19 protein-coding genes are annotated in these 21883 nt (G+C 53.6%); 10 read left to right on the forward strand and 9 right to left on the reverse strand.

Features of this window, described 5'->3' with window-relative positions; all coding sequences use genetic code 11:
- Window position 1 precedes the first annotated feature (1 nt).
- From ABLU78_RS09045 to ABLU78_RS09070, 6 genes are all read right to left on the reverse strand, one after another.
- Entirely contained in the window at window positions 2-331 is a 330-nt protein-coding gene (locus ABLU78_RS09045; protein WP_015704585.1) for a cytochrome o ubiquinol oxidase subunit IV, read from the reverse strand.
- Entirely contained in the window at window positions 331-942 is a 612-nt protein-coding gene (locus ABLU78_RS09050) for a cytochrome o ubiquinol oxidase subunit III (protein WP_015704586.1), read from the reverse strand. Before ABLU78_RS09050 ends, ABLU78_RS09045 begins: the two co-directional genes overlap by 1 nt.
- The gene (gene cyoB / locus ABLU78_RS09055) at window positions 932-2923 is read right to left on the reverse strand and encodes a cytochrome o ubiquinol oxidase subunit I (RefSeq protein WP_032712741.1); all 1992 of its coding nucleotides are present in this window, start codon (window positions 2921-2923) and stop codon (window positions 932-934) included. The genes ABLU78_RS09050 and cyoB overlap by 11 nt, the downstream gene beginning before the upstream one ends.
- A gap of 19 nt (window positions 2924-2942) precedes the next feature.
- Window positions 2943-3887, reverse strand: a complete 945-nt coding sequence (cyoA, locus tag ABLU78_RS09060) for a cytochrome o ubiquinol oxidase subunit II (protein ID WP_015704588.1) — start codon at window positions 3885-3887, stop codon at window positions 2943-2945.
- Window positions 3888-4367: 480 nt separating this feature from the next.
- The gene (gene ampG, locus ABLU78_RS09065) at window positions 4368-5843 is read right to left on the reverse strand and encodes a muropeptide MFS transporter AmpG (RefSeq protein ID WP_047040711.1); all 1476 of its coding nucleotides are present in this window, start codon (window positions 5841-5843) and stop codon (window positions 4368-4370) included.
- A gap of 43 nt (window positions 5844-5886) precedes the next feature.
- Window positions 5887-6465 (reverse strand): lipoprotein, encoded by a 579-nt coding sequence (locus ABLU78_RS09070; protein ID WP_032705501.1) that lies wholly within the window; start codon window positions 6463-6465, stop codon window positions 5887-5889.
- A gap of 381 nt (window positions 6466-6846) precedes the next feature.
- On the opposite strand from ABLU78_RS09070, the gene bolA reads away from it, so the two are divergent.
- The 9 genes from bolA (at window position 6847) to ABLU78_RS09115 (ending at window position 17286) form a co-directional block, all read left to right on the forward strand.
- The gene (bolA, locus tag ABLU78_RS09075) at window positions 6847-7164 is read left to right on the forward strand and encodes a transcriptional regulator BolA (RefSeq protein WP_015367954.1); all 318 of its coding nucleotides are present in this window, start codon (window positions 6847-6849) and stop codon (window positions 7162-7164) included.
- A gap of 345 nt (window positions 7165-7509) precedes the next feature.
- Window positions 7510-8808 carry a trigger factor gene (gene tig, locus ABLU78_RS09080; RefSeq protein WP_015367952.1) on the forward strand — a complete coding sequence of 433 codons (1299 nt, stop codon included), beginning with the start codon at window positions 7510-7512 and terminating at the stop codon, window positions 8806-8808.
- A gap of 312 nt (window positions 8809-9120) precedes the next feature.
- Window positions 9121-9744, forward strand: a complete 624-nt coding sequence (gene clpP, locus ABLU78_RS09085) for an ATP-dependent Clp endopeptidase proteolytic subunit ClpP (RefSeq protein ID WP_003021624.1) — start codon at window positions 9121-9123, stop codon at window positions 9742-9744.
- Window positions 9745-9878: 134 nt separating this feature from the next.
- Complete coding sequence (gene clpX, locus ABLU78_RS09090; protein ID WP_015704591.1) at window positions 9879-11153, forward strand: ATP-dependent protease ATP-binding subunit ClpX; 1275 nt, start codon at window positions 9879-9881, stop codon at window positions 11151-11153.
- 183 nt (window positions 11154-11336) lie between these two features.
- Window positions 11337-13691 (forward strand): endopeptidase La, encoded by a 2355-nt coding sequence (lon, locus tag ABLU78_RS09095; protein WP_047076194.1) that lies wholly within the window; start codon window positions 11337-11339, stop codon window positions 13689-13691.
- Window positions 13692-13897: 206 nt separating this feature from the next.
- Window positions 13898-14170, forward strand: a complete 273-nt coding sequence (gene hupB, locus ABLU78_RS09100; protein ID WP_002444653.1) for a nucleoid-associated protein HU-beta — start codon at window positions 13898-13900, stop codon at window positions 14168-14170.
- Window positions 14171-14384: 214 nt separating this feature from the next.
- Complete coding sequence (ppiD, locus tag ABLU78_RS09105; protein ID WP_015704592.1) at window positions 14385-16259, forward strand: peptidylprolyl isomerase; 1875 nt, start codon at window positions 14385-14387, stop codon at window positions 16257-16259.
- 148 nt (window positions 16260-16407) lie between these two features.
- The gene (locus ABLU78_RS09110) at window positions 16408-16773 is read left to right on the forward strand and encodes a helix-hairpin-helix domain-containing protein (protein WP_032712744.1); all 366 of its coding nucleotides are present in this window, start codon (window positions 16408-16410) and stop codon (window positions 16771-16773) included.
- A gap of 111 nt (window positions 16774-16884) precedes the next feature.
- Complete coding sequence (locus ABLU78_RS09115) at window positions 16885-17286, forward strand: YbgC/FadM family acyl-CoA thioesterase (protein ID WP_020079469.1); 402 nt, start codon at window positions 16885-16887, stop codon at window positions 17284-17286.
- 70 nt (window positions 17287-17356) lie between these two features.
- Here ABLU78_RS09115 and queC read toward each other — a convergent pair whose 3' ends face one another.
- Together queC and ABLU78_RS09125 are read right to left on the reverse strand one after the other, a co-directional pair.
- Entirely contained in the window at window positions 17357-18067 is a 711-nt protein-coding gene (queC, locus tag ABLU78_RS09120; RefSeq protein WP_048228437.1) for a 7-cyano-7-deazaguanine synthase QueC, read from the reverse strand.
- Window positions 18068-18133: 66 nt separating this feature from the next.
- Complete coding sequence (locus ABLU78_RS09125; RefSeq protein ID WP_048228438.1) at window positions 18134-19834, reverse strand: SgrR family transcriptional regulator; 1701 nt, start codon at window positions 19832-19834, stop codon at window positions 18134-18136.
- Window positions 19835-19941: 107 nt separating this feature from the next.
- On the opposite strand from ABLU78_RS09125, the gene cof reads away from it, so the two are divergent.
- Window positions 19942-20760 (forward strand): HMP-PP phosphatase, encoded by an 819-nt coding sequence (gene cof / locus ABLU78_RS09130; RefSeq protein WP_015367942.1) that lies wholly within the window; start codon window positions 19942-19944, stop codon window positions 20758-20760.
- 44 nt (window positions 20761-20804) lie between these two features.
- Here cof and ABLU78_RS09135 read toward each other — a convergent pair whose 3' ends face one another.
- Window positions 20805-21857 carry a PLP-dependent cysteine synthase family protein gene (locus ABLU78_RS09135; protein ID WP_048228440.1) on the reverse strand — a complete coding sequence of 351 codons (1053 nt, stop codon included), beginning with the start codon at window positions 21855-21857 and terminating at the stop codon, window positions 20805-20807.
- Window positions 21858-21883: the final 26 nt, after the last annotated feature.

Consider the following 21883-nt stretch of genomic DNA (forward strand, 5'->3'; position numbering starts at 1 on the left):
CTTAGTGCATCATCATGTTGTAGTTGAGGTTCCACATAATCCAGATGGAGCCGACAACAACGATAGCAATGATGATTACGGTGAAGATAAACGCGGTCAGGTTCCAACCTTCGTCAGATTTACTGTTCATGTGCAGGAAGTACACCAGGTGCACCAGAATCTGCACTACAGCCGTGACCAGGATGGTTCCCAGAATCGCTGCATGCGAGGCAGAGCCACTCATAACCATTGCAAACGGGATTGCCGTCAGAATGATCGACAGGATGAACCCTGTCATGTAGCTCTTCACGCTGCCGTGAGAAGCGCCGCTATGATCGGTAGAATGACTCATTACATCGCCCCCATCAGATAAACAACAGAGAACACGCAGATCCACACCACGTCCAGGAAGTGCCAGAACAGGCTCAGGCACATAATACGGGTACGGTTAGTGCTGGTCAGGCCGCGACGGGATACCTGAACCATCAATACCGCCATCCACAGCAGACCAGAGGTGACGTGCAGACCGTGGGTACCAACCAGCGCGAAGAACGCTGACAGGAAGCCGCTACGGTCCGGACCCATACCTTCAACAATCAGGTGATGGAATTCATAGATTTCCATCCCAACGAACCCTGCACCGAAGAGGAAGGTCAGGGCGAGCCAGGAAACGACCTGGCTCTTGTTGTTCTTGTACATGGCGATAGCCGCCATGCCATAGGTGATGGAGCTGAATAACAGCAGTGCGGTTTCAACCAGAACGAACGGCAGTTCAAAGATATCTTTACCCGCCGGGCCGCCAGCCGTGCCGTTCACCAGAACGGCATAGGTTGCGAACAGCGTAGCGAAGATAATGCAGTCGCTCATCAGGTAGATCCAGAAACCGAAGACTTTCATCGGTCCTGTATCATGGTGCCCGTGTTCATGCGCGTGGGCATTGTGCGCAAGAGTATCAGTTGCCATTTTTCAGCCCTGCTTTGTTAATCTCATCGAAATGCTGATTTTCCAGTTTTTCGACTTCTGCAACCGGTACGTAGTAATCCACGTCCTCGTCAAAGCTCTTGATAATCCAGGTCACTACGATGCCGGCGAAACCAACAATCGCCATCCACCAGATATGCCAGATCATCGCGAAGCCAAACACCGTTGCGAATGCAGCAATGATGATGCCCGCGCCGCTGTTTTTCGGCATATGAATTTCTTCATAATGCGTAGGTTGCTTGTACGCTTCGCCTTTTTCTTTCATTTCCCAGAATGCGTCACGTTCGTGAACGTTAGGAACGACAGCGAAGTTATAGAACGGCGGTGGAGAAGAGGTTGCCCACTCCAGAGTACGACCGCCCCATGGGTCACCAGTCAGGTCACGGTTCTGATCGCGATCGCGGATAGAAACGTAGAACTGGATCAGCTGGCACAGGATACCGCAAGCAATCAGCGCCGCGCCGCATGCTGCAACCACCAGCATGGAGTGGAACTGCGGATCGATGTCCTGGCTCAGACGACGGGTCATGCCCATGAAGCCCAGCACGTACAGCGGCATAAATGCGACGAAGAAGCCGATGATCCAGAACCAGAATGCGCGTTTACCCCAGGTTTCGTTCAGGGTGAAACCAAAGGCTTTCGGCCACCAGTAGGTCAGGCCTGCGAAGCAACCGAATACCACGCCGCCGATGATGACGTTATGGAAGTGCGCAATCAGGAACAGACTGTTGTGCAGTACGAAGTCCGCACCCGGTACCGCCAGCAGAACACCGGTCATCCCACCAACGGAGAAGGTAACGATGAAGCCGATAGTCCACATCATCGCCGAGTTGAAGACGATGCGGCCCTGGTACATGGTGAACAGCCAGTTGAAGATCTTAACCCCGGTCGGGATTGCGATAATCATAGTGGTAATACCGAAGAAGGCGTTTACGTTCGCGCCGGCACCCATGGTGAAGAAGTGGTGCAGCCAAACGATGAACGACAGAACGGTAATACAGACGGTTGCCCACACCAGCGAGGTGTAACCAAACAGACGTTTACGCGAGAAGGTCGCTGCGACTTCGGAGAAGACCCCGAATACCGGCAGAACCAGAATGTACACTTCCGGGTGACCCCAGGCCCAAATCAGGTTGATGTACATCATCATGTTGCCACCCATATCGTTGGTAAAGAAATGGGTGCCCAGGTAGCGGTCCAGGGTCAGCAGCGCGACGGTGACGGTCAGAATTGGGAAGGAGGCGATAATCAGGATGTTGGCGCACAAAGATGCCCATGAGAATACCGGCATCTTGAACATGGTCATGCCAGGGGCACGCATCTTGATAATGGTCACAAAGAAGTTGATACCGGTCAGGGTAGTACCGATACCGGAGAGCTGCAGCGCCCAAATCCAGTAATCGACCCCTACGCCAGGACTGTACTCAATTCCCGAAAGCGGCGGATACGCCAGCCAACCGGTCTGTGCGAACTCACCGACGCCCAGAGACAGGTTAACCAGAATCACGCCCACAACCGTGAACCAGAAGCTCAGGTTGTTGAGGAACGGGAACGCAACGTCACGCGCGCCGAGCTGAAGCGGAACCACCAGGTTCATCAGGCCGATAACGAATGGCATTGCCACGAAGAAGATCATGATAACGCCGTGGGCGGTAAAGATCTGATCGTAGTGATGAGGTGGCAGGAATCCTGCTTCCCCGGCTGAGGCCAGCACCTGCTGGCTACGCATCATAACGGCGTCAGCAAAGCCACGCAGCAGCATGACGATTGCCACGATAACGTACATGATACCGAGACGTTTGTGGTCGACGGACGTCAGCCACTCGTTCCATAGGTAGGACCACTTACCGAAGTAAGTGATCGCTGCCAGTATCGCCAGTCCCCCGACGATGATTGCAGCAACCGTTACCACGATAATAGGTTCGTGGTAGGGCACTGCATCCAGTGTAAGTTTTCCGAACATCGTTTTCTTCCTCGGCCCCTTAGTGAGCGGTTTCCGCGTGGCTCATGTCCATGCCTTCCATCCCTTCGTGCGCAGCGTGCTCGCCTTCAGGTTTAGACATGTTCATGCTCTCGTGAGACATGAATTTGTTAACAACATCTTTGAACAAATCCGGTTTCACGTTAGAGAAGTATTCCACTTTGTTGTTTTCGCTAGGCACAGCCACTTTGTCGAATGCAGCCATGGAGTCCATGGAGTTCGGGGACTGTTTCGCTTTTGCTACCCACTGATCGAAGGTTGCACGATCCGGGGTGGCGATAGCCTTGAACTTCATACCAGAGAAGCCCGGGCCACTATAGCTTGCGGAGATACCGTCATAAGTGCCTGCTTCATCAGCGATGAGGTGCAGCTGAGTCTGCATCCCGGCCATCGCATAAATCTGGCTACCTAAGCGCGGAATAAAGAACGAGTTCATCACGGAGTTGGAAGTGACTTTAAAGTGTACCGGTACGTTCGCCGGGAAGGCGATTTCGTTGACGGTAGCGATACCCTGTTCCGGGTAAATAAAGAACCATTTCCAGTCCATCGATACAACTTCGATGGTGATTGCTTTCTCGTCGTGGACAAGCGGTTTGCTTGGCTCCAGAGCGTGAGTGGTTTTCCAGGTCAGAACGGCCAGGAACAAGATGATCAGAATAGGAACCGTCCAGACCACAGCTTCAACTTTGTTGGAGTGTGACCAGTTCGGGCTATACTTCGCATCTTTATTGCTCGCGCGATACTTCCAGGCAAATCCTACTGCCATTAAGACGGCGGGAATAACGACAATCATCATCAGGCCGAATGCCGTCAGAATCAAAGAGCGTTGCTCCAGTCCAATCTGTCCTTTTGGGTCAAGGAGCGCAGAATCACAACCACTGAGTAATACAGTACCTGCGATTAATGACATCCATCCCAAACTTTTATTGTATTTCCTGAGTCTCATTGAACGACCTCAATTCCACGGGATCTGGTGGCGTTTAAAGTGTACGGGCATTTTACGGTAAGGTTGCATTACTGTAAACACGATTGGATCTGTGTCAGTTCTGTGTTAGCGGGTTCTGCTTGGATTGTCACATATGTTACGGAATGTGACGTAATTGCTTGCAAAGCCTGATTTACGCTGGATCTATAACGAAAGGGATAAGAAAGGGAATGCTTATGGGTGTACGGGTATAAACATGGTTAAAATAACACAAATAATTAACAATTAATTATCAAATAAAAGACATAAAGAAAACGTTAAAATAAAGTAACGCTGCTGAATCGGTTAAATTAATTAAAGAATCGCGTAAAAATTGTCAATAATTTCCAGAAATCTAAAACGCACAAAACAACAAATCAGCTCCCAAGGAAAATAAAATCGCTAATAAGCCGTTATAATTACCTCGGGTAATTAAAACGGCTATTAACGGTTTGGCGAAAATTAAATCAGCTGCGTTTTGCGTAGCGCCATATAGTCCAGAACCGCGCCGAGCAAAATACCACCGATAGCGGTCAGCGCGGCGACTTCCAGCAGGGCAGGCAGGAAGGAGAAAGAAGTGTAATCCAGCGCGTTCATCGCCAGCAGCAGCAGCCATATCGCCAGCATCAAACAACCTACCGCCAGGATAACCAGCGCCAGGGCGTAAATCTGCGGGTATTGCGTACGCGGCAAGAAGCTTTCCGTTCGTTGGGTATATTCCAGCGTACGCCGACACAGAAGCAGGAGCAAAATCCCCGGCACGGCGGCAACGACGGAGAAAAGATAAAACGTCGGCCAGCCGTTCGCTTCGACAAACCAGCCGGCAATCGGCCCAACATAAACGCGACCAACCGCCGACAACGCCGACAACAGCGCGAACTGAGTGGCGGAAAACGACTTGTTACACAGCGTCATTAACAGGGCGACAAACGCCGCGGTACCCATCCCGCCGCACAGGTTTTCAAAAAATACCGCCGCCGCCATCGAATAAAGGTGTTTATCGGTGACTGAGAGGATCCAGTATCCGGCGTTGGAGGCCCCTTGCAGCAAGCCAAAGATCAGCAGGGCGCGGAATAGCGTCAGGCGCTGCATCAGTACGCCGCCGTAGAGTGCGCCGACAATGGTGGCGAACAGGCCCAACGTTTTATTCACCATTCCGACTTCACCGGCATCAAAACCGACGCCGCGGATAAGGAAAGTGGTGGTCAGGCTCATGGCGAAGGCATCGCCGAGCTTATAAAGGACAATTAACAGCAGGATAAGCCAGGCGTTGTTGCGGCCGAAGAAGTCGCGCAGCGGCGCGGCGACGGCCTGCTCAAGAGATTTAGGTACCGGAATGACGTCGCTGGGCTCCGGCGCTAGCAGCGTGGCGATAATACACGGAATAAGCAGCGCGGCCATCAGCCAGTACATTCCTTGCCAGCCCAGCCAACGGTCGGCCAACCAGAGCGCTAACCCTCCGGACACCAGCATTCCCAGACGATAGCCGAGTACGCTTATGGCCGCACCGGCGCCGCGTTCTTCCGCCGGGAGGACATCGGTTTTCCAGGCATCAAAGACGATATCCTGCGACGCGGAGCAAAAAGCGATAACTACAGCCAACGCCGCCATCCAGCGCAACTGCGTTGCGGGTTCAAGAAAGCCCATCGCGGCGATGGCGATAAGCAGCGCAAGCTGAGTCGTCAGCAGCCAGCCGCGGCGGCGGCCTAAAAACGGCGGCGTGTAGCGGTCCATTAATGGCGACCACAAAAATTTAAATACGTAGGCCTGACCGACGAGAGAAAAGAAGCCGATAGTTTTTAAATCGATATTTTCAACGGTCATCCACGCTTGCAGCGTGCCGGAAGTCAGTGCGAGAGGTAAACCAGAAGCAAAGCCGAGAATCAGCAAAATAGCTGATTTGGGTTGCTGAAAAATACGCAAGTAGTGATTGGACATGGCATATAGAGCAGGCCCGGAGTGAACCGGGCCTGCTATTTTATTAACGAGCGTTTTGTTTGATGAAGTCGTGAATGCTGGTGTCCTGCGCCATGTCGGCGATGGTATCGGTCAGCACGCTATTAACCGCGTTAGCAATGTTCTCGTTGGAAGCCTGGAAAGCGCCCTCAACGGAATAGCTGGCGCGATAGTTCTTAGTCATCTTGTTGCCGTTAGCGGCGGTGGCGACGATGGCGATATCCGCTTTAGTGGCGATGTTGTAACGCACGTTGCCCTGCGAGACGTCAGCATACAGTTTGTTAACAATGATCTGCAGGTCGACGGCGCCGTTCGGGCCAATCATGTAGCCGCGCGACGTCATTTGCTTCTCAAGCACTTCCTGCAGCAGGAAGCGCAGATCGCGAGAGGCGGTCAGCGTAACCAACTGGTTGTTACGGGTGACTTTCGCCAGCGCCTGATCGGTACGCTGGTCTGCGCCATTGATGCTGACGGTAACGCCCATCAGGCTCGGATCCTGCTGCGGCAGGGTGATTTTCGGCGATACTTCAATGGTCGTCGGCGGAGTGGCGCATCCAGCGAGTACAAACATCGCGACCAGCGGGAATAGAATTTTCTTCAGCATGTTCAGGGTCTCAACGCACGGTGTTGTTATACCCGTCATAATTCAGGTTTCAGGCGCTACGGGGAATCGCGGGCGCTTTTTTCTGCAACTCGAAGTAGTTAGGGTGTTTAAGGAAAATTCCCGCCATCATAACATCGCCAACGGTGAGGGGAAGTGGCTACGAGTGGAAAATCATCGTGTTGTGCGTTTTATGACCTCGTCCCATTTCCGGTGGCGATTTGGCCGGGAGATTTAGCATTCATCATCAGTAAACCTGATACTTTTGCGTGAAAATATCAGAGGAATGCTAATTTTTTGTTGTTTTCTGCCAATGGAAGCGGTAAAAGCGGCTAACATTTAAAGGGAAAGGCGGCATCTCAGCGTTGTCGGAGGAGAAAATTCATGATGATACGTGAGCAGATCGAAGCAAAACTTAGAGCAGCGTTCGACCCGATGTATCTGGAAGTCGTGGATGAAAGCTATCGGCACAACGTCCCTGCGGGCTCTGAAAGTCATTTTAAAGTGGTGTTGGTGAGCGACCGCTTCACCGGCGAACGTTTCCTTAATCGTCATCGTATGATTTACGGTACGTTGACCGAGGAGCTGTCAAGCACCGTGCACGCCCTGGCGCTGCATACTTACACGATTAAAGAGTGGGAAGGTCTACAGGATACCGTCTTTGCCTCTCCGCCATGCCGCGGAGCAGGAAGCATCGCGTAAAAATCACATTTGCAACCGCTGGCGCTTTTCCAGTATGTTGCGTGAAGATTTAGCAAAAACGGCCTGCGGGCCGTTTTCTTTTGCCTGGAAAATGCGCAAAGTTCGCGCTTTTGCAGACAAATTTGAGCGGGAAATGTGAAAAACGCCGCAGCAGTGGGTGACAACCGTTCTCGACTCACAAAAGTGATGCCGCTATAATGCCGCGTCTTATATATGAATGTCTTCGGGATGATTCTGACGACAGGGAATGTGTTTCTGATTTGAAGAGGGCATCCCGGTTCTGCGAAGCCACCTACACGCGCTTCCAGAGTTGACCGAGCACTGTGATTTTTTTGAGGTAACAAGATGCAAGTTTCAGTTGAAACCACTCAGGGCCTTGGGCGCCGTGTAACGATTACTATCGCCGCTGACAGCATCGAGAATGCTGTCAAAAGCGAGCTGGTCAACGTAGCGAAAAAAGTTCGCATTGACGGCTTCCGTAAAGGCAAAGTGCCGATGAATGTTGTTGCTCAGCGTTATGGCGCTTCCGTTCGCCAGGACGTGCTGGGCGACCTGATGAGCCGTCATTTCGTTGACGCAATCATCAAAGAGAAAATTAATCCGGCCGGCGCGCCGAACTACGTTCCGGGCGAATACAAGCTGGGCGAAGACTTCACCTACGCGGTAGAGTTCGAAGTGTATCCGGAAGTTGAACTGAAAGGTCTGGACGCAATCGAAGTTGAAAAACCGGTTGTTGAAGTCACCGATGCTGACGTTGACGGCATGCTGGACACCCTGCGCAAACAGCAGGCGAACTGGAAAGAGAAAGAAGGCGCCGTTGACGCTGAAGATCGCGTTACCATCGACTTCACTGGTTCCGTAGATGGCGAAGAGTTCGAAGGCGGTAAAGCGTCTGACTTCGTACTGGCGATGGGTCAGGGTCGTATGATCCCGGGCTTCGAAGACGGTATCAAAGGCCACAAAGCTGGCGAAGAGTTCACCATCGACGTGACCTTCCCGGAAGAGTACCACGCTGAAAACCTGAAAGGTAAAGCCGCTAAGTTCGTTATCAACCTGAAGAAAGTTGAAGAACGCGAGCTGCCGGAACTGACTGCTGAATTCATCAAGCGTTTCGGCGTTGAAGATGGTTCCGTTGAAGGTCTGCGTGCGGAAGTGCGTAAAAACATGGAACGCGAGCTGAAAGGCGCCGTGCGTAACCGCGTTAAATCTCAGGCTATCGAAGGCCTGGTGAAAGCGAACGACATCGACGTTCCGGCTGCTCTGATCGACAGTGAAATCGACGTACTGCGTCGTCAGGCTGCTCAGCGTTTCGGCGGTAACGAGAAACAGGCTCTGGAACTGCCTCGCGAACTGTTCGAAGAGCAGGCTAAACGTCGCGTAGTTGTTGGCCTGCTGCTGGGCGAAGTGATTCGCACCAACGAGCTGAAAGCTGACGAAGAGCGCGTGAAAGGCCTGATCGAAGAGATGGCTTCCGCGTACGAAGATCCGTCAGAAGTGGTTGAGTTCTACAGCAAGAACAAAGAGCTGATGGACAACATGCGCAACGTGGCGCTGGAAGAGCAGGCTGTTGAAGCCGTGCTGGCGAAAGCTAAAGTGTCTGAAAAAGCCACTTCCTTCAACGAACTGATGAACCAGCAGGCGTAATTTAGCCCGGCTGTTTAAAGTTCGCGCAAAAGCCCGTTGCCGAAAGGCGGCGGGTTTTTTTTATTGCAATGATAGGCTTAGGATGAGTGCTAAAACACATTTTCAGTGATAGCGTTACTCCAAAAGGTTGTTATGCTTGAATTATGGCTGCGCCATCCCCATAACCGGGTGACGTATCTGCATCCGCAGCGTCAGGAATAATGACCAGGTCAACGTATCAGTGCCCTGCGGATAGAAACTCTGGCTGATAATCCGTCCATAAGGTTACAATCAGTGCAGCAGGTTTTTTCAAAATTAATCCAGGAGACGGAAATGTCATACAGTGGCGAACGAGATAACTTTGCACCCCATATGGCCCTGGTGCCGATGGTCATTGAACAGACCTCACGCGGTGAACGTTCTTTTGATATCTATTCCCGTCTGCTCAAGGAACGCGTTATTTTCCTGACCGGCCAGGTGGAAGACCACATGGCTAATCTGATCGTGGCGCAGATGCTGTTTCTGGAAGCGGAAAATCCAGAAAAAGATATTTACCTGTACATTAACTCTCCGGGCGGCGTGATCACCGCCGGGATGTCAATTTACGACACCATGCAGTTCATCAAGCCGGATGTCAGCACTATCTGTATGGGGCAGGCGGCTTCAATGGGCGCCTTCCTGCTGACCGCCGGGGCGAAAGGCAAGCGTTTCTGTCTGCCGAACTCCCGCGTGATGATTCACCAGCCGCTGGGCGGCTATCAGGGTCAGGCGACGGATATCGAAATCCACGCCCGTGAAATTCTGAAAGTGAAAGGGCGTATGAATGAACTGATGGCGCATCATACGGGTCAATCCCTTGAGCAGATCGAGCGCGATACCGAGCGTGACCGCTTCCTGTCGGCGTCGGAAGCGGTGGAATACGGCCTGGTCGATTCCATCTTGACCCATCGTAATTGATGCCCGTGGCGTAAGGGTGCCGCTATACTTGTTTTAACAACTGGGCGGCACAACGCGTGATCGCGACTTGCGCCTGAGAATGGCATTTGCGTCGTCATCTGCGGCACAAAGAACTTAAGAAGAGGTTTGGACTCATGACAGATAAACGCAAAGATGGTTCGGGCAAACTGTTGTACTGCTCTTTTTGCGGCAAAAGCCAGCATGAAGTGCGTAAGCTGATCGCCGGGCCATCCGTGTATATCTGCGACGAATGCGTTGATTTATGTAACGACATCATTCGCGAAGAGATTAAAGAAGTCGCTCCGCACCGCGAGCGCAGCGCGCTGCCGACGCCGCACGAAATTCGCCACCATCTGGACGATTATGTTATCGGCCAGGAACAGGCGAAAAAAGTGCTGGCAGTGGCGGTATACAATCACTACAAACGTCTGCGCAACGGCGACACCAGCAATGGCGTAGAACTGGGTAAAAGCAACATTCTGCTGATCGGGCCGACCGGTTCCGGTAAAACGCTGTTGGCGGAAACGCTGGCGCGTCTGTTGGATGTTCCGTTTACCATGGCCGATGCCACCACCCTGACCGAAGCGGGTTACGTGGGCGAAGACGTGGAAAACATCATCCAGAAGCTGCTGCAGAAATGCGATTACGATGTGCAGAAAGCGCAGCGCGGCATCGTGTACATCGATGAGATCGACAAAATTTCCCGTAAATCGGATAATCCGTCGATTACCCGCGACGTGTCCGGCGAAGGCGTTCAGCAGGCGCTGTTGAAGCTTATCGAAGGTACTGTAGCCGCTGTTCCGCCACAGGGCGGGCGCAAACATCCGCAACAGGAGTTCTTGCAGGTTGATACCTCCAAGATTCTGTTTATCTGCGGCGGCGCTTTCGCTGGTCTGGATAAAGTGATTTCCCACCGTGTTGAAACCGGCTCCGGCATTGGTTTTGGCGCGACGGTAAAAGCGAAATCCGATAAAGCCAGCGAAGGCGAACTGCTGGCGCAGGTCGAGCCGGAAGATCTGATCAAGTTTGGTCTGATCCCGGAGTTTATCGGCCGTCTGCCGGTTGTCGCGACGCTGAATGAACTGAGTGAAGAAGCGCTGATTCAGATCCTGAAAGAGCCGAAAAACGCCCTGACTAAGCAGTATCAGGCGCTGTTTGGCCTCGAAGGCGCTGAGCTGGAATTCCGTGATGAAGCGCTGGATGCGATCGCCAAGAAAGCGATGGCGCGTAAAACCGGCGCCCGTGGTCTGCGTTCGATCGTTGAAGCCGCTCTACTCGACACCATGTACGATCTGCCGTCCATGGAAGATGTCGAAAAAGTGGTGATTGACGAGTCGGTGATCGAAGGTCAGAGCAAGCCGCTGCTGATCTACGGCAAGCCGGAAGCGCAGCAGGCATCTGGCGAATAATTCGCCAATCGACACAAACAGTTAAGCAAAAAGGGGGGATTTTATCCCCCCTTTTATTTTTCCTGTGTTCCCGCCGTTGAATGTATGGAATACATCCCCATATACTGGATTACATATTAACGGCGACGCGTTAATGAAGGTGTCGTCGGCTACCTGGCGGACTTTAAACTAAGAGAGAGCTCTATGAATCCTGAGCGTTCTGAACGCATTGAAATCCCCGTATTGCCGTTGCGCGATGTGGTGGTTTATCCGCACATGGTCATACCCCTGTTTGTAGGGCGGGAAAAATCTATCCGTTGTCTGGAAGCGGCCATGGACCATGATAAAAAAATCATGCTGGTCGCGCAGAAAGAAGCGTCGACGGATGAGCCGGGTGTAAACGATCTTTTCACCGTCGGGACCGTGGCGTCAATTTTGCAAATGCTGAAGCTGCCGGACGGCACTGTGAAAGTGCTGGTGGAAGGCTTGCAGCGTGCGCGTATTTCTGCGCTGTCTGATAACGGCGAGCACTTCTCCGCCAAAGCAGAGTACCTTGCTTCTCCGGTCATTGAAGAGCGGGAGCAGGAAGTGCTGGTGCGTACGGCTATCAGCCAGTTTGAAGGCTACATCAAGCTGAACAAAAAAATCCCACCGGAAGTGCTGACGTCGCTGAATAGCATCGACGATCCCGCGCGTCTGGCGGATACCATCGCTGCGCATATGCCGCTTAAGCTGGCGGACAAACAGTCCGTGCTGGAGATGTCCGACGTGAACGAACGTCTGGAATATCTGATGGCGATGATGGAATCTGAAATCGATCTGCTGCAGGTTGAGAAACGCATTCGCAACCGCGTGAAAAAGCAGATGGAAAAATCTCAGCGTGAGTACTATCTGAATGAGCAAATGAAAGCCATCCAGAAAGAGCTCGGCGAGATGGATGACGCCCCGGACGAAAACGAAGCGCTGAAGCGTAAGATCGACGCGGCGAAGATGCCGAAAGAGGCGAAAGAAAAAACCGAAGCGGAACTGCAAAAGCTGAAGATGATGTCCCCGATGTCGGCGGAAGCCACCGTCGTGCGCGGCTACATCGACTGGATGGTGCAGGTGCCGTGGAATGCCCGCAGCAAGGTCAAAAAAGATCTGCGTCAGGCGCAAGAGATCCTCGATACCGATCACTATGGTCTGGAGCGAGTCAAGGACCGCATCCTTGAGTATCTTGCGGTACAGAGTCGCGTTAACAAGCTGAAAGGGCCGATCCTGTGCCTGGTTGGGCCGCCGGGGGTGGGTAAAACCTCGCTTGGTCAGTCTATTGCCAAAGCTACCGGGCGTAAGTACGTGCGCATGGCATTGGGCGGCGTGCGTGATGAAGCGGAAATCCGTGGTCACCGCCGTACCTATATTGGCTCGATGCCGGGGAAACTGATCCAGAAAATGGCGAAAGTGGGGGTGAAAAACCCGCTGTTCCTGCTGGATGAGATCGACAAAATGTCCTCCGACATGCGCGGCGACCCGGCTTCAGCATTGCTGGAGGTACTGGATCCGGAACAGAACGTGGCCTTTAACGACCACTATCTGGAAGTGGACTACGATCTCAGCGACGTGATGTTCGTGGCGACCTCCAACTCCATGAATATCCCGGCTCCGCTGCTGGACCGTATGGAAGTGATTCGTCTCTCCGGTTATACCGAAGATGAAAAACTGAACATTGCTAAGCGCCACCTGCTGCCGAAGCAGATCGAACGCAACGCGCTGAAAAAGGGCGAGCTGACGGTCGACGATAGCGCCATTATCGGCATTATTCGTTACTACACCCGTGAAGCGGGCGTACGTAGCCTGGAGCGTGAAATCTCCAAACTGTGCCGTAAAGCCGTTAAACAGCTGCTTCTGGATAAGTCACTAAAACACATCGAGATTAACGGTGAAAACCTGCACGATTATCTTGGTGTGCAGCGCTTTGACTATGGCCGCGCGGATAGCGAAAACCGCGTAGGTCAGGTGACGGGTCTGGCGTGGACGGAAGTGGGCGGCGATCTGCTGACCATCGAAACCGCCTGCGTTCCGGGCAAAGGCAAGTTAACCTATACCGGTTCACTTGGCGAAGTCATGCAGGAGTCAATTCAGGCAGCGCTGACCGTGGTACGCGCGCGTGCTGAGAAGCTCGGTATCAATCCGGACTTCTACGAAAAACGCGATATTCACGTGCACGTACCGGAAGGGGCAACGCCAAAAGATGGCCCGAGCGCCGGTACGGCGATGTGCACCGCGTTGGTTTCCTGCCTGACCGGTAACCCGGTACGCGCCGATGTGGCGATGACAGGGGAAATCACCCTGCGCGGCCAAGTGCTGCCAATCGGCGGTCTGAAGGAAAAACTGCTGGCGGCGCATCGTGGGGGGATTAAGACTGTTCTGATTCCTTACGAAAACAAGCGTGACCTTGAAGAAATTCCGGAAAACGTTATCGCCGATTTGGATATTCATCCGGTACAGCGAATCGAGGAAGTTCTGACACTTGCCCTGCAAAATGAACCGTTTGGCATGCAGGTTGTAAGCGCAAAATAGTGATATCGCGCAAATAGCGTTAAGAAAAGTGGGGCTGGTAAGTAAATTCGTACTTGCCAGCCTTTTTTTGTGTAGCTAACTTAGATCGCTGGCAGGGGTCATCGACAACTCTGTTGTAAGGGCATGACAGTCCTGATATAACTGCTGCGCGGTCGCGCCATGAAGGATTCTGGTGCGATATAAATTATAAAGAGAGGAAGAGAACAGTGAATAAATCTCAACTGATTGACAAAATTGCTGCGGGTGCGGACATTTCTAAAGCTGCAGCTGGACGTGCGTTAGATGCTTTGATCGCTTCTGTTACTGAATCTCTGCAAGCTGGGGATGATGTTGCGCTGGTAGGGTTCGGTACTTTTGCTGTTAAAGAGCGTGCTGCCCGTACTGGTCGCAACCCACAAACAGGTAAAGAAATTACCATTGCTGCCGCTAAAGTACCGGGCTTCCGTGCAGGTAAAGCGCTGAAAGACGCGGTAAACTAATCGGCACTCCCGTCAGGGAATGTGACGAAGTACAAGGGCGCATCGCGAGATGTGCCTTTTTTATTTGTCCAGAACGCGACTTTATGTGTGTTTATGCGCACTTGTGGGCTGACAATTGCCCCGTTTTCTTGTCAAAATACGTCCTCACGCGCGGCAGCCATCACGTGCTATGCTGCGCGAGCTAAAGTCATCTACAGCGGAGCGTTGTTACACCATGATGGACAACCTACGCACGGCCGCCAACAGCGTCGTGCTCAAGATTATTTTCGGTATCATTATCGTCTCGTTCATTTTGACCGGGGTGAGTGGTTACCTGATTGGCGGCGGCAACAACTATGCCGCAAAAGTGAATGGTCAGGAGATTGGCCGCGCGCAGTTTGAAAATGCCGTTGCCAGCGAGCGTAACCGCATGCAGCAGCAGCTAGGCGATCAGTTCTCCGAGCTGGCGGCCAACGAAAACTACATGAAGACCATGCGTCAGCAGGTGCTGAACCGTCTGATCGATGAATCGCTGCTGGATCAGTATGCCCGTGAACTGGGCCTGAGCATCAGCGACGACCAGGTGAAACAGGCCATCTTCCAGACCCAGGCCTTCCAGTCGAACGGCAAGTTTGATAACGAGCGCTTCAGCGGCATCGTGAATCAAATGGGCATGACCACCGATCAATACGCGCAAGCGCTGCGTAACCAACTGACGACGCAACAGCTGATCAATGCGGTAGCCGGTACCGATTTCATGCTGCCGGGCGAGTCCGACCAACTGGCGGCGCTGGTATCCCAACAGCGCGTGGTTCGTGAAGCGACTATCGACGTTAACGCGCTGGCGGCGAAACAGACCGTTAGTGATGAAGAGATTAACGCCTTCTGGCAGCAGAACCAGGCCCGTTTTATGGCGCCAGAGCAGTTCCGCGTGAGCTACATCAAGATGGATGCCGCCAGCATGCAGGAAAACGCCTCTGACGAAGAAATCCAGTCATGGTATGACCAGCATAAAGATCAGTTCACTCAGCCGCAGCGTAATCGCTACAGCGTGATTCAGACTAAAACTGAAGCTGATGCGAAAGCGGTGCTCGCCGAACTGCAAAAAGGCGCCGATTTCGCCACGCTGGCAAAAGAGAAATCTACCGACATCATCTCTGCGCGTAACGGCGGCGATATGGGCTGGATGGAAGAGGCCTCTACCGTGCCTGAGCTCAAAGATGCCGGCCTGAAAGACAAAGGTCAGCTTTCCGGAGTGATCAAATCTTCCGTAGGCTTCCTGGTGGCGCGCCTTGATGATGTTCAGCCGGCACAGGTAAAACCGCTGGCCGATGTGCGTAACGACATCGCGGCTAAAGTGAAACAGGAAAAAGCGCTGGACGCGTACTACGCGCTACAGCAGAAGGTTAGCGATGCAGCCAGCAATGATAACGAATCCCTGGCGGGCGCGGCGCAGGTTGCCGGCCTGAAAGTGGTTGAGACCGGCTGGTTCGGCCGTGACAACCTGCCGGAGGAGCTGAACTTCAAGCCGGTTGCCGATGCTATCTTTAATGGCGGTCTGGTGGGTGAAAACGGCGCGCCGGGTAGTAACTCCGATATCATTACCGTTGACGGCGATCGCGCCTTTGTTCTACGCATTAGCGAGCACAAAGCGGAAAGCGTTAAGCCACTGGCGGAAGTGAAAGCGCAGGTGACTGATATCGTGAAGCGCAATAAAGCGGAACAGCAGGCGAAACTGGATGCTGACAAACTGTTAGCCGCCCTGAAAGCGGGCAAAGGTGATGAAGCGATGAAAGCCGCAGGGCTGAGCTTCGGCGCAGCGCAGACGCTGTCCCGTACCGGCCAGGATCCACTGAGTCAGGCTGCATTCTCTTTGCCGCTGCCGCAGAAAGATAAAGCCAGCTACGGCGTAGGCAGCGATGCTAAAGGCAACGTAGTATTGCTGGCGCTGGATGAAGTAAAAGCGGGCGCTATGCCAGAAGAGCAGAAGAAAGCGATGGTGCAGGGTATTACCCAGAATAATGCGCAAATCGCATTCGAAGCGTTGATGAGCAATCTGCGTAAAGAAGCCAAAATCAAGCTCGGCGACATCATCGACCAGCAGCAATAATTTCGCGCCGCCTCGCAAAACGAGGTAACGCGATGCAATACTTAAAGGCCGCTTTCGCGGCCTTTTCCATTTCCGCAATCTGCCTTTTGTACTCCTTTTTTGTAGCCGCTATCGTGACCTTGCTGTCTACAAACAAGGAGATAACAGCATGAACAGAGGAATGAAAATGGTTATTGTCGCCGTGTTGCTGGCTTGTGCGGCGGGTTCTCAGGGGGCGCTGGCGGCATCGGCGAGCGGCAAGGCGGCATCGGCAAAAGAAACTATTCAGGCGCCGCAGACGAAAATGCCGGAGGAGGCCAAAACGGCGGATACCCACGGCGCGCAGGTTAGCATCAATAATGCCAGCGCGGAGGAATTAGCACAGGCTATGAACGGCGTTGGGCTCAAGAAAGCGCAGGCAATCGTCAGCTACCGCGAAGAATATGGGCCGTTTAAGACTCTCGACGATCTTAAACAGGTCCCTGGGATGGGCAGTTCACTGGTAGAGAGAAATCTGTCACATCTGACGCTGTAATTTTCGCCTGTTGGTTTGCACAGTGGCAAATCTTTGCCATGCTAAAGAGGTTACATCATCTGGTGTGACCTCTTACCTGATTAACAACAATAATAGTAAGGCATGTGCGCTATGCAGACTCAAATTAAAGTTCGCGGTTATCACCTGGATGTTTATCAGCACGTTAACAATGCTCGTTATCTGGAGTTTCTCGAAGAGGCGCGCTGGGATGGGCTGGAGAGCAGCCCGGCGTTTCACTGGATGACCAGCCATAACATCGCTTTTGTGGTGGTCAATATCAATATCAATTATCGTCGCCCGGCGGTACTTGGCGACGTGCTCACCGTGACCAGTAAGCTTGAGCAGTTGAACGGCAAAAGCGGCACCCTTAGTCAGGTTGTGACCCTTAACCCTAACGGTGAAGTGGTGGCCGATGCGCTGATTACCTTTGTCTGCATTGATTTGAAAACGCAGAAGGCGCAGCCGCTGGAAGGGGAGTTGCGCGAAAAGCTCGACCAGATGAATTTGCGCTAATAACAGTCGGACCGCGGAGAGTTGCGAACCCGTAGCCCCGGTAAGCGAAGCGCCACCGGGGACGTTGAACTTAAGCTTCGTGCCCCTGGCCCAGACCGGTTTTTTGCTTCATTTGCGCCATCACGCCGGCCTGATCGCCCAGATACTGATTCAGGCCGTTGGCGCGCAGGTTGCAGGCCGCACACTGGCCGCAGCCGTCGCCCTTGATGCCGTTATAGCAGGTGAGCGTTTCGCGGCGAACCAGATCCAACTGGCCCCAATAATCGGCCAGCGCCCAGGTCTCGGCTTTGTTGAGCCACATCAGCGGCGTTTCAAAGCGAATGTCTTTCGCCATACCAAGGCTAACCGCGTGGTGCAGCGCTTTAACAAATTCGTCGCGGCAGTCCGGGTAACCGGAGAAGTCGGTCTCGCAAACGCCGGTAATAATCGCTTCGGCCTTAACCTGATAGGCGTAGATCGCCGTCAGGGTTAAAAACAGAATATTGCGACCTGGAACGAAGGTATTCGGAATACCATCGGCATCCGGCTCGTAATCCGGTACCGGAATGCTATCGCGGGTCAGGCTGCTCACCGCCAGTTCGTTAAGCAGCGTAACGTCCAGCACTTTGTGCGCCACCGCGCCCAGTTTTAGCGTCAGCTCGCGAGCCACGTCAATCTCGGCGCGGTGGCGTTGGCCATAATCAAAAGTGACGCAATGCACTTCATCATACTGTTCCAGTGCCTGCACCAGGCAGGTTGTTGAGTCTTGTCCTCCGCTGAAGACAACTACGGCGCGTTTCATAGCAATTCCTGACTAAATAAGTGAAAGCGTTATGGTACCGTCAGACGCTCGCGGCGACCAGCTCTCTCACGCCGATGATGCCGGTAGCCAGGCGCTGGCAAAGTCGAACCACCCTCTGGCATTAAGGCGCAGGCCATTAACCCCCGGCGGCGCGCTGATGCGGTAATTGTATTTGAATAACGGCGTCATGATGGCGTCATCCATCAGCGTATTGAAGACGTTGCGCAGGGCATCGTTGCGGCTACGCGCTTCGGGCTGTGCCTGCACGGCATCTAACGTTGCCTGCAGGTGCGCATATTGCGCCCCGGTCAGCAAATGGGGCCATAGCGTATCGCAGCGCAGCCACTGCTCAAGGGTATATTCCGGCGCTTCGCCAATCAGTCGGTCGCCCATCATCATATCGGCCTGCGCCAGATACCGGCAGCCGTCCCAATTTTTGGCGTCGTGAAAAATGAGCGTCAGTTCGCAGCCGAGAGTGGCGAGGCGCAGTTTCAGTTGCTCAGCCATTGTGTGTAATTCGACCGGCAAATGATAGAGCAGGGTGAGTTGGGGCGGCAACGGCACCTCATGGTTTTCCGGGCCCTGGGGAATGGACCAGCCCGGTAGCACTTCATGGCTCGGCGTAATCAGATCTTCATCCAGCGGTAGCGTTTCCAGCAACGACGAGCGGTGGATAATCGAAATTATCCGCTGGGCCTGCGCTTTACTGAGACGTGGGCTATGACGCAGGGTCAAATAGCAGAAGCCGAGGCTGATGCTGTTGCTCACCTGGCGTAAATTATTGAGCTCTTCGGGATCGCCGATGGTGATCTGTACCGGATGGCGACAGCTGGTGCCGAGATCGCTTTCGAATAGCTGCGGCGTGATCCAATATTCTACCGCCTGGATCAGCGGATGCTGTAAATGGTAGCGGGGATGGTTCTCCAGCCGAACCAGATCCGGGCCAAAAAGCTTTATTCGGAACGGACCGCTACCGAGCGCCGGATCGTCAGGATGCGCCAGCACGCTGCAATAGCTGGCTAAACGGAACGGTAGCCAGTAGTCCGGGCGATGCAGCGTAATCGTCAAACATTGGGCGTGGGTGACATCGATACGGCTGATGCTGGCAAAGAGGGTGCGTAGTGCCGGGAGTTCCAGGAGCAACAGTAGTCTTTGCTGCAGCTGTGAGGTTTTCACGGTATCGCCGTTATGCCAACACAGGGTAGAGCGGATATAAAAGTGCCAGCGAAGCCCATCGGATGATACCTGCCAGTGGTGTGCCAGATCGCCCACCGGCGTATTGGCGCTATCGTCGAAACGCGTTAGGCCGGAATAGATCTGCCCGGCCAAATGTTGTTCCGCACGACCGGGCAGAAAGCCGGGGCGCAGCGGTTCCAGTGGACGGTAGTAAGGTATACGCAGCGTCGGGGTATTGTTTTGCCACTGGCCGCCGAGGAAGGGGTGCAACAACGCTTTCAGCTCAACCGGCGCCAGCTGCGCCAGCTCCAGCGCGTTTTGTTGCTGACCCTTATTCAGCGCCTGTTCCATCATCTCGTTACGCAAACTTTCCGGGGTTTTGTAAAAACAGAGCATTCCGCGCTTGCCGCGCCCGGAGCTGGCCTGCCAGCTTAACCAGCCGGCCTCCTGAGCCTGGCGCAACAGCGTACGGATATGACGCTCGCTACAAAAGCAGCGTTCAGCCAGCTCGCCAACGGTCACCTGCTGCGGAGCGCCGGACGACGGCTGCCAAAGGCGCTGGTACTGATTTAAACGATTTAATAATCTCATTTGCCGAAAACCCGGAACAATAAAAAATATCTATTCACTATTACTTCCGTATATCTCAGGCGATACTGCAACACAAGCGAAACCCATCACACATCGGGGAAAATACCATGGCAAAACTGGCGGCATTTGATATGGACGGCACCCTGTTGATGCCGGACCATCGTCTCGGAGAACAGACTCTGACGGCGCTGAGACGGCTGCGTGAACGCGATATCGCCCTGACCTTTGCCACTGGTCGCCATGCTCTGGAAATGCACCATGTGATCGGCGAGTTTTCCCTTGATGCTTTTCTGATTACCGGTAACGGCACGCGCATCCATTCACTGGAAGGTGAAGAGTTGTATCGCCAGGATCTGAATCCGGAAGTGGCGGAAGAGGTGCTGCACAGCGTGTGGGATACTCAGGCGAGTATGCACGTTTTCAATGATGGCGGCTGGTTTACCGGCCAGGCAAGGCCGGAACTGCTCCGGGCTCACGCCTTCAGCGGCTTTCATTATCAACTGCGCGATCCGAAACGGATGCCGGCGCATCACGTCACCAAGATCTGTTTCTGCGGCGATCATGACGATCTGCGCCGTCTGCGGATCCAGCTAAATGACGTGCTAGGCGATCGCGCGTTTCTTTGTTTCTCGGCGATGGATTGCCTGGAGGTGCTGCCGGTCGGCTGTAATAAAGGGGCTGCGCTGGCGGTGCTGAGCCAGCACTTAGGTTTCACTTTGCAGGACTGTATGGCCTTCGGCGATGCAATGAACGATCGCGAGATGCTTGGTAGCGTAGGGCGAGGGTTCATTATGGGCAACGCGATGCCGCAGCTCAAAGCTGAACTGCCGCATCTACCGATCATCGGAGACTGCCGTCATCAGGCTGTTTCCCATTTTTTAACACATTGGCTGGATAATCCTGATCTTCCTTATTCCCCCGAATAGAGAGACCCTACCAGCAAGCCGGATAGCGTTCTATCCGGCTTTTTTTATTGTGCGCCGCTCAGTTGCATAATCTGCGCCTGCCACGGGCTAATATCGCCGATATTTGCCGCGACCCACTGCGGGTTGTAATAGCTTTCGAGATAACGTTCGCCACTGTCGCACAACAGGGTGACGATGGAACCCTGGCGTCCTTCATCGCGCATGCGCGTGGCCAGTTGCAGCACGCCCCACATATTGGTACCGGTGGAGGCGCCGACTTTTCTTCCAAGCTGCTTTTCCAGCCACAGGGCGGTAGCGACGCTGGCGGCATCCGGAACGCGCAGCATCTCATCGACGACGTCAGGAATAAACGATGGCTCGACGCGCGGACGGCCAATCCCTTCGATCTTGCTGCCGACCGGGCTGCGCAGGCTGGCGTCGCGGCTTTGCCAGTAATCGAGGAACACCGAATTCTGCGGGTCGACGACCATCAGTTGCGTCTCGTAACCCTGGCAGCGAATATAGCGGCCGATGGTTGCAGAAGTACCGCCGGTACCGGCGCTCATGACGATCCACGACGGCTGCGGATACGGCTCATGGGTCATCTGGCGGAAAATGCTGTCGGCGATATTGTTATTGCCGCGCCAGTCGGTGGCGCGCTCGGCGAAGGTGAACTGATCCATATAGTGGCCATTCAACTCGCGCGCCAGCATTTCGGAAGCAGCGTAGATTTCGCAGGCGTTGTCGACGAAATGACAGCGTCCGCCATAAAATTCAATCTGTTCGATTTTACGCTTCGCCGTGCAGGAGGGCATCACGGCAATAAACGGCAGGCCCAGCAGGCGAGCAAAATAGGCTTCTGAGACCGCCGTCGAACCCGAAGACGATTCGATAATCGTGGTGCCTTCTTTGATCCATCCGTTGCACAGGCCATAGAGAAACAGCGAGCGCGCCAGTCGGTGCTTAAGGCTACCGGTTGGATGCGTACTCTCATCTTTCAGATAAATAGGGATACCCGGAAAACCAGGCAACGCCAGGCGGATCAGGTGCGTATCGGCGGAACGCTGATAGTCGGCGTTAATTTCACTAATGGCATGTTTTACCCAGGCGCTGTTCATCTCGGATTCCTGTTTGTCATTTTGTG

It is taken from the genome of Klebsiella sp. JN_Kp122, from assembly GCF_040062085.1.
Lineage (GTDB): Bacteria > Pseudomonadota > Gammaproteobacteria > Enterobacterales > Enterobacteriaceae > Klebsiella > Klebsiella aerogenes.